7 protein-coding genes are annotated in these 7,963 nt (G+C 63.3%); 2 read left to right on the top strand and 5 right to left on the bottom strand.

Annotated elements, in window-relative coordinates; genetic code table 11:
- Positions 1 to 2,407, bottom strand: a 2,407-nt coding sequence (gene leuS, locus ACR2J1_RS05905; RefSeq protein ID WP_434018411.1) for a leucine--tRNA ligase, incomplete at its 3' end; no start/stop codon positions are given.
- A gap of 122 nt (positions 2,408 to 2,529) precedes the next feature.
- Between leuS and ACR2J1_RS05900 the strand changes: the two genes are divergently transcribed.
- Positions 2,530 to 3,219, top strand: a complete 690-nt coding sequence (locus ACR2J1_RS05900; protein ID WP_434018412.1) for a YggS family pyridoxal phosphate-dependent enzyme — start codon at positions 2,530 to 2,532, stop codon at positions 3,217 to 3,219.
- Between the two features lie 4 nt (positions 3,220 to 3,223).
- On the opposite strand, the gene ACR2J1_RS05895 is transcribed toward ACR2J1_RS05900, so the two are convergent.
- The gene (locus tag ACR2J1_RS05895; protein WP_434018410.1) at positions 3,224 to 3,757 is read right to left on the bottom strand and encodes a L,D-transpeptidase family protein; all 534 of its coding nucleotides are present in this window, start codon (positions 3,755 to 3,757) and stop codon (positions 3,224 to 3,226) included.
- A gap of 100 nt (positions 3,758 to 3,857) precedes the next feature.
- Here ACR2J1_RS05895 and ACR2J1_RS05890 point away from each other — a divergent pair, with 100 nt between their 5' ends.
- The gene (locus ACR2J1_RS05890) at positions 3,858 to 4,544 is read left to right on the top strand and encodes a response regulator transcription factor (RefSeq protein ID WP_434018409.1); all 687 of its coding nucleotides are present in this window, start codon (positions 3,858 to 3,860) and stop codon (positions 4,542 to 4,544) included.
- Here ACR2J1_RS05890 and ACR2J1_RS05885 read toward each other — a convergent pair whose 3' ends face one another.
- The 3 genes from ACR2J1_RS05885 to ACR2J1_RS05875 form a co-directional block, all read right to left on the bottom strand.
- Entirely contained in the window at positions 4,545 to 5,369 is an 825-nt protein-coding gene (locus tag ACR2J1_RS05885; protein WP_434018408.1) for an exodeoxyribonuclease III, read from the bottom strand.
- A gap of 382 nt (positions 5,370 to 5,751) precedes the next feature.
- Entirely contained in the window at positions 5,752 to 6,651 is a 900-nt protein-coding gene (locus ACR2J1_RS05880; protein ID WP_434018407.1) for a LolA family protein, read from the bottom strand.
- A gap of 107 nt (positions 6,652 to 6,758) precedes the next feature.
- A partial coding sequence (locus tag ACR2J1_RS05875; protein WP_434018406.1) for a DNA translocase FtsK occupies positions 6,759 to 7,963 on the bottom strand: 1,205 nt, incomplete at its 5' end.

Here is a 7,963-nt window from a genome sequence, read left to right as displayed (position 1 = left end):
CAGGATCGGCCAAAGGCCAAGGCTCTTCGGCCACAAGGCCCCGGTGCCCAAGCAGAGCCCAGCATTCCTCGGCAAGATGGGGCACCATTGGGGCGGCAATACGGGCAAGGATTTCCGCCGATTCGCGCAAGGCGTAACGGAGATCATCGGCCGGGTTTTCGGTGTTTTGCAGGGCCTGCGACAGGGCGTTTGCGAGCTCGTAAATATGGGCCACCGCCGAGTTGAAGCGCAGCTTCTCGATCGCGAGGGTGACGGACGCGAGGCTGCGATGCGAAGCGCGGCGCAAAGCCTCCGCGTCCGGCCCGAATTGCCCGGGCTGCGGGGTGCCTGCCGCAGCCCCCTTCGCCACGGCCTCGCCGACCAGACGCCAGACACGTTGCAGGAAGCGGTAGGCGCCCTCGACCCCGCCGGCGGTCCATTCGATGTCGCGCTCGGGCGGCGTGTCGGAGAGCATGAACCAGCGCGCCGTGTCCGCGCCGTAGCGCTCGATGATGTTGTCGGGATCGACCACGTTCTTCTTCGACTTCGACATCGATTCGACCGCGCCCACGCTGATCGGCTCGCCGGTCGCGGCGTGCACGGCGGCGCCCTCGCGATAGGCGACCTCCTCGGGGAAGACCCACTTGCCGGCCACATCCTTGTAGGTCTCGTGCGTGACCATGCCTTGGGTGAAGAGACCTTTGAACGGCTCGTCGAGATTGACGTGCCCGGTCTTCTGCATCGCGCGGGTGAAGAAGCGTGCGTAGAGGAGATGCAGAATCGCGTGCTCGACGCCGCCGATATATTGGTCGACGGGCAGCCAGTAGCCGACCGCGTTGGTGTCGGTCGGAACATGCGCGCGCGGCGAGCAGAAGCGCGCGAAGTACCAGGACGAATCGACGAACGTGTCCATCGTGTCCGTCTCGCGCCGCGCCGGTCCTCCGCATTGCGGGCACGTCACCTCGCGCCAGGTCGGATGGCGGTCGAGCGGATTGCCGGGGACGTCGAAGGTCACATCCTCCGGCAGCTTCACCGGCAGATCCTTGGCCGGCACCGGCACGATCCCGCAGATTTCGCAATGGATCATCGGGATGGGGCAGCCCCAATAGCGCTGCCGGGAGATGCCCCAGTCACGCAAGCGATATAGGGTTCGCCGCTCAGCCACCGGCGCGCCCTTTAGCGTCCGCCGAGTGAGGTGCTCGGCCATGGCCTCTTTCGCGACATCGACGGTTAACCCATTGAGGAAGCCTGAGATAATCATGGTACCGTCGCCGGTATAGGCATCGTCGCCGATGGTGAAGTTGGCAGCATCGGCGCCCGGCGGCAGCATGACGGGAATGACGGGCAGCCCGTAGGCGCGCGCGAATTCGAGGTCGCGCTGATCGTGCGCGGGGCAGCCGAAGACAGCGCCGGTGCCGTATTCCATGAGGATAAAGTTGGCGACGTAAACGGGAAGCTCCGCGCCCTCGATGATGGGATGCTTCACGCGCACACCGGTATCGAAGCCCCGCTTCTCCTGCGTCTCGAGCTCGGCCGCGGTGGTGCCCCCGCGCTGACACTCCGCGATGAAAGTGGCGGCGTCGGCGTTCGTCGTTGCGATGGACTTGGCGAGCGGGTGATCCGGCGCGATGGCGAGGAACGTTGCGCCGAACAGCGTGTCGGGCCGCGTCGTGAAGACGAGGAGCACGTCGTGATTTTTCGGCGCGGAGTTTTCCGTGGTCTCGAAGCGGATGAGCAGACCTTCCGAGCGCCCGATCCAGTTCGCCTGCATCAGCCGCACCTTGTCCGGCCAACGCTCAAGCCCGTCGAGGCCCGCAAGCAGATCGTCAGCGAAGGCCGTGATCCTGAACACCCATTCCGGCTGCTCGCGCTGCTCGACGAGCGCGCCGGAGCGCCAGCCCCTGCCATCGACCACCTGCTCGTTGGCGAGCACCGTGTGATCGACCGGATCCCAGTTCACCTTGCGCGTCTTGCGGTCGACGAGACCGGCGGCGAAGAGATCGAGAAACAGCTTCTGCTGCTGGTGATAATATTCGAGATCGCAGGTCGCGAGCTCGCGCGACCAATCGAGCGACAGGCCCATGCTCTTGAGCTGGCCGCGCATGGTGGCAATGTTGTCGTAGGTCCATTTCGCCGGATGCACGCCGCGCTCGATGGCGGCGTTCTCCGCGGGCAATCCGAATGCGTCCCAACCCATCGGATGCAGCACGTTGTAGCCCCGCGCCCGCATGAAGCGCGCCGCCACGTCGCCCATCGTGTAATTGCGCACATGGCCCATATGGATGCGCCCCGACGGGTAGGGGAACATTTCAAGAACATAATATTTGGGGCGCGATTCGTTCTCGTCGGCGCGAAAGATCCCCCGCTCCTCCCAGATCGCCTGCCAGTGCTTTTCGCGCGCCGGCGCGTCATAGCGCTCAATGGTCATTTGCTTTGCTTTTCAGTCCGCCCAGAGCGTTGGGACTAGGCCATGAAAGGCCGTTCCGGGTCAACGGGCCGAGGGACGCGGGGGGCCTTGACGGCGGAGCCGCCGTGGGGCCCCTTGCGGTCATGTCCATCACGCCGGTCGATATCCCACCCCGGCTGCATGTCGTGCAGCATGAGATCACCCTGTCAGCCGAGGCCGCCGGTCGCGATCCTGCCTCAGTGCAGTTGGTCGCGGTGACGAAGACCGTCCCGACCGCCCTCATCGAGCAGAGCATCCTCGCCGGCCAGCGCGTGTTCGGCGAGAACCGCGCGCAGGAGGCCAAGAGTAAATGGCCGGAATTGAAAGAGCGCCATCCCGATGTCGAGCTGCATCTCATCGGCCCGCTGCAATCGAATAAGGTGAAAGAGGCCGTCGCTCTGTTCGATGTCATTGAGAGCGTCGATCGGCCCAAGATCGCCCGCGCGCTCGCCGAAGAAATGGCTGAGATGGGAAAGCGCCCTCGCCTCTTCGTACAGGTCAATACCGGCGAGGAGACGCAGAAGGCTGGCGTGCTTCCGGCGGAGAACAAGGATTTCGTCGCGCTCTGCCGCGATACGCTAGGGCTCACCATTGACGGCCTCATGTGCATCCCGCCCTTCGACGAAGAGCCGGGTTTGCATTTCGCGCTGCTGCAGAAACTTGCCGGCGAACTCGGGTTGAAGGAGTTGAGCATGGGCATGAGCGGCGATTTCGCCCGCGCCATTGCCTTCGGCGCCACCTATGTCCGGGTCGGCGCCGCGATCTATGGCGCCCGCCCGCCGGGGGACGCATAGCACATCATCCCAGCACGACGACACGCGTCCCAGGCCGCATCTGCGCGAGAAGCCGTGTCAGGTCGCGTTGCGACAGCGCGATGCAGCCTTCGGTCGGGGAATAACCGGCGCGCGCAAGATGCATGAAGATTGCGCTGCCACGGCCTTTCACGCGCGGCCCGTCATTATATCCAAGCACCGCGATCAGATCGTAAACATGATCCTTGCGCTTCAGCCCCTCCGCGCTGCGCGCGCAGGGAAGCGTGATGAGCCTGTTGTAATTCGCGTCTCGTGGATCGTCGCACCAACCGTCACCATCTCGAATGGCGCGAAGCGGTAAAACGGTCCGCAGACGCTGCATTCGGTCGGCCCGATAAAGGGCCATGCGGAGAGGAAATCGCCCGCGCGGCGTGCCGCCGTCGCCTTCCCGCTTGAGGCCTAAGATGCCGCCGCGTCCGACCGCAGCAGTGACCACGCCATGGGCGAGCTGCACCCGGGCCTGCCTCGGATTGCCGGGCGCCCGCCGGATCACGATGAGTTGCGATCGCTTAACCCTCATCGTTTGATAGACCTCCCCTCGCAGAAGCGAGCGATAAGCTTGTCCGAAGGCCACGCCACGCTTACAACGTCAGCCAACGGGAGCAAGTCAGGGCCGCCTGGTGAGCAACGCACGCAAGATTCTCATCATCGATGATGACGACGGGCTTCGCGAATCCTTGAGCGAGCAATTGGGCTTGCACGAGGAATTCGAGACCGAGCTCGCAGCGACCGCCTCCGAAGGCGTGAAGCTTGCGCGCAACGGTCATGTCGATTTGATCCTTCTCGATGTCGGCCTGCCGGATCTCGATGGCCGCGAGGCCTGTAAGCTCCTGCGCCGGGGCGGCTTCAAGGGGCCCATCGTCATGCTCACGGCGCAGACCTCCGATTCAGACACAATCCTCGGCCTAGAGTCGGGCGCCAACGACTATGTGACGAAGCCATTTCGGCTCGGCGTGCTCCTCGCCCGCATTCGCGCCCAGCTCCGCCAGCATGAGCAGAGCGAGGATGCGGTCTTCGCGATCGGGCCCTATACCTTCAAGCCCGCTGCGAAGATGCTGATCGACGGCGTCGGCGGCAAGGTTCGTCTCACCGAGAAAGAGACCTCGATCCTGAAATATCTCTATCGCGCGGGCGAGCGTGTCGTCACCCGCGACGTGCTCCTGCACGAAGTGTGGGGCTACAATGCCGGCGTCACCACCCACACGCTAGAGACGCATATCTATCGCCTGCGGCAGAAGATCGAAAAGGATCCCTCGCAGGCCGAGCTGCTCATCACCGAGACCGGCGGCTACAAGCTCGTCCCTTAGTCAATCATCGATCACGAAGTCGGCAATAACGGGTACGTGGTCCGAAGGCCGCGGCCAATCGCGCGTCTCGTCGATGACGCGCATGTCGACGGTTGCGCCGTCCAGCGCCGGTGTTGCCCAAATATGATCGAGCCGCCGTCCGCGATTGGAGGCGCGCCAATCGCGATTGCGATAGCTCCACCAAGTGTAGAGCTTTTCGTCGGCCGGCACATGCCGGCGCATGACGTCCACCCAGTCATGGGAGGCCTGAACTGCCTCCAGGCGCTCGACCTCTTCCGGCGTGTGGCTCACCACCTTCAAGAGCTGTTTATGCGACCAGACATCAGTTGGCAGCGGTGCCACGTTGAGATCGCCGACCATAACCATGCGATTCGTGCGCTTGTCCGGCATGCCGCCGAACCATGTTTTCATCGCGTCGAGGAAATCGAGCTTGTGGCGAAATTTCGGGTTGAGCACGGGATCGGGAATATCGCCACCCGAGGGCACGTAGACATTATGCAGGACGATAGGATTTCCCCCGTTGGCAGTCTCGCCGAGGGCGACGGAGAGATGGCGCGCATGCCCACGGCCGCAAATGTCGCGGCGCTCGAGCTGCGTGAAGGGCAAGCGGGAGAGGGTCGCGACGCCGTGATAGCCCTTCTGCCCGCACACCGCGACATGATCGAAGCCAAGCGTGCGCAGCTGGAGTTCGGGAAAGGAATCATCGATGCATTTGATCTCCTGCAAACACAACACATCCGGACCGTAGGAAGCGACGAAGCGCTCGACGAGATCGAGGCGCAGGCGCACGGAGTTGATGTTCCAGGTGGCGAGGCGGAAGCGCATGGGAGATCGGGCTGGAGCGGGAGGCACCGGCTTAGCTAGACGGAGTTCTGCGTGATGAAGGCAACCCCAAAAATAAGTAGGCGCCCAGCCGCTGCGCGTGGCTGGGCGCCAGAAGTGCGCGTTTTTTGCGCGCGCGCCGGGAGGGAACCGGCGCGAGCAAACCACATCTTCGGCTAGACGGGGGGCACTACCGATGAAAGCGATGTGGTTCGCTTCTACCGCCAGAAATAAGGAGATCGGCGCCTGATTTCAACAAGAGCCCGTCAAAAAATTTAATAGGTCGTAAACGGGGCCGCCGTTGACAAGTTAATGACTTGATTTAACTTGGTTTTTGTCGCACGCCGAGCATTTCTTCGAAAGTTCGCCGGACCCGGTTTTTGGCTTAACGGAAGGGCTGGAAGCTCTCTTTCGACGTAAAGAAGTCCGTCGCGACGTTTCGTCCCGGGACGACGTCATTGACCGTGACCGTCGTGGTCAGACCTTGCGCGTCGCTGATGGTCCACTGCTTCAGCTGCATTTCGGGATCACTTTCGAAATACAGCTTCATGCGCCCTGCCGCTGAGCCGGACTTGTCCTCGAGCGAAATCGCAAGCGTGCCTTCTTGCCGCTCCACGCCGATGATGCGCGCATCGCGGCTGAGATCGACCGAGGCTGTGAGCAGCAGCCGAAACGGCGTCGACTCTATCGGGTACTTCTCGACCGTCTTCAGCGTCCCGTCTTCGATGGCAAGGAAATGCCCGTCCGCCACGATGCGAAGCGCGCTCGGCGGGGCGTAATCGAAACGGATCTTTCCCGGCCGCTGCACATAGAAGCGACCGGTCGTGAGCTTGTTGGTGGCATCGATCTGGTCGAAGCTGCCTTGCAGATTGGTGATGGAGTTGAAATAGCCGTTGATGCGCTCAACCGCCTGGGCCTGCTCCTCGCCGATCAGAGGCGTCGGTGCCGGCGCGGCCTCGACCGCGGCATCCCAACCGGCGCCCTCGTCCACAACTGGCGGCGTGATCTCTTCGGTAGGTGCGGCGGCTTCGGCCGCCGCGGGCGGAATCGGCACGGCGGGCGGAATCGGCGCGGCGGGATCATCGACATCTTGAGCCGGACGAAGCTCGGTCTGCGGCGGTGCCGTCACCGGCGACGCAGGGGCCTGCTGCTGGGGCGCGACAGCGGTCGCGGGAGGCGACTTCTTTGGCACCGTGGTCGAGCCCTCCTGCGCCAGCGCGACCCCCGCCGTAACGGCAAGGGCAACGGGCAGGCAGAAGAAAAGACCGGCGGTTCTGCGGCTCATGAGGCGGACCCCCCTCCGTGGACCGGCGCGTGTAATGGCCCCGACCCCTCGATAACGATTCCCTGGAATCTGGTCAACTTATTGGCGAAACGCCAAATCAGGGGTGTTTAATAGGGGTTGGCGCCCTCATCGCCGCCGACAAGGATCTCCCGCTTGCCGGCGTGATTTGCCGGCCCGATCAGTTCTTCATTCTCCATGCGCTCGATCAGCGTGGCGGCCCGGTTATAACCGATGCCGAGCCGGCGCTGGATGTAGCTGGTCGAAACCTTACGATCACGGAGCACGACGGACACGGCCTGGTCGTAGAGTTCGTCCCCCGACTCGCCATAGGCTTCCTCGCCGTCCTCCGCGTCGCCATCTTCGCTGGTCTTATCGTCGGTAACGGCATCGAGATAGGCCGGCGTGCCCTGCTTCTTGAGATGGCGAACCACCTTCTCAACCTCTTCGTCAGACACGAACGGCCCATGCACGCGCATGATGCGTCCTCCGCCGGCCATGTAGAGCATGTCGCCTTGGCCGAGCAGTTGCTCGGCGCCCTGCTCGCCGAGAATGGTACGGCTGTCGATCTTGGACGTGACCTGGAAGCTTACCCGGGTCGGGAAGTTTGCCTTGATGGTGCCGGTGATGACGTCAACGCTCGGACGCTGCGTCGCGGTGATGAGATGGATGCCGGCGGCGCGCGCCATCTGCGCCAGACGCTGCACCGCGGCCTCGATATCCTTCCCCGCCACCATCATCAGATCGGCCATCTCGTCGACGATCACGACGATATAGGGCATCGCATCGTAGTCCATCTCCTCCTGCTCGTAGACCGCGCGGCCTGTTGCGCGGTCGAAGCCGGTCTGTACGGTGCGCGTGAGGACTTCGCCCTTGGCCTCGGCCTGGGCGACGCGGGCGTTGTAACCCTTGATGTCACGGACGCCGAGCTTGGACATGCGCTTGTAGCGCTCCTCCATCTCGCGCACGGTCCATTTCAGCGCGACCACCGCCTTTTTCGGGTCGGTGACGACAGGGGCGAGCAGATGCGGAATGCCGTCATAGACGGAGAGCTCGAGCATCTTCGGATCGATCATGATGAATTTGCACTGATGCGGCGAGAGCCGGTAGAGCAGCGACAGGATCATGGTGTTGATGCCGACCGACTTGCCCGAGCCGGTGGTGCCGGCGATGAGGAGATGCGGCATGCGTGAGAGATCGACGATGACGGACTCGCCGCCGATATTCTTGCCGAGCGCGAGCGCGAGTCTTGCGTCCGTATCCTGGAAGTCGTCCGACTCCATGAGCTCGCGCAGCATCACGATCTCACGCGTGT

Source organism: Methyloceanibacter sp. (assembly GCF_050999895.1).
In the GTDB taxonomy this organism is placed as follows: domain Bacteria; phylum Pseudomonadota; class Alphaproteobacteria; order Rhizobiales; family Methyloligellaceae; genus Methyloceanibacter.
Note: the sequence above shows the minus strand (reverse complement) of the source record. Positions and strands in the feature narration are given on the sequence as shown.

Excerpts from the sequence above, each read along its gene's own strand:
- ACR2J1_RS05900 (WP_434018412.1), top strand. The coding sequence starts at position 2,530 with ATGTCCATCACGCCGGTCGATATCCCACCCCGGCTGCATGTCGTGCAG.
- ACR2J1_RS05895 (WP_434018410.1), bottom strand. The coding sequence starts at position 3,757 with ATGAGGGTTAAGCGATCGCAACTCATCGTGATCCGGCGGGCGCCCGGC.
- ACR2J1_RS05885 (WP_434018408.1), bottom strand. The coding sequence starts at position 5,369 with ATGCGCTTCCGCCTCGCCACCTGGAACATCAACTCCGTGCGCCTGCGC.
- ACR2J1_RS05880 (WP_434018407.1), bottom strand. The coding sequence starts at position 6,651 with ATGAGCCGCAGAACCGCCGGTCTTTTCTTCTGCCTGCCCGTTGCCCTT.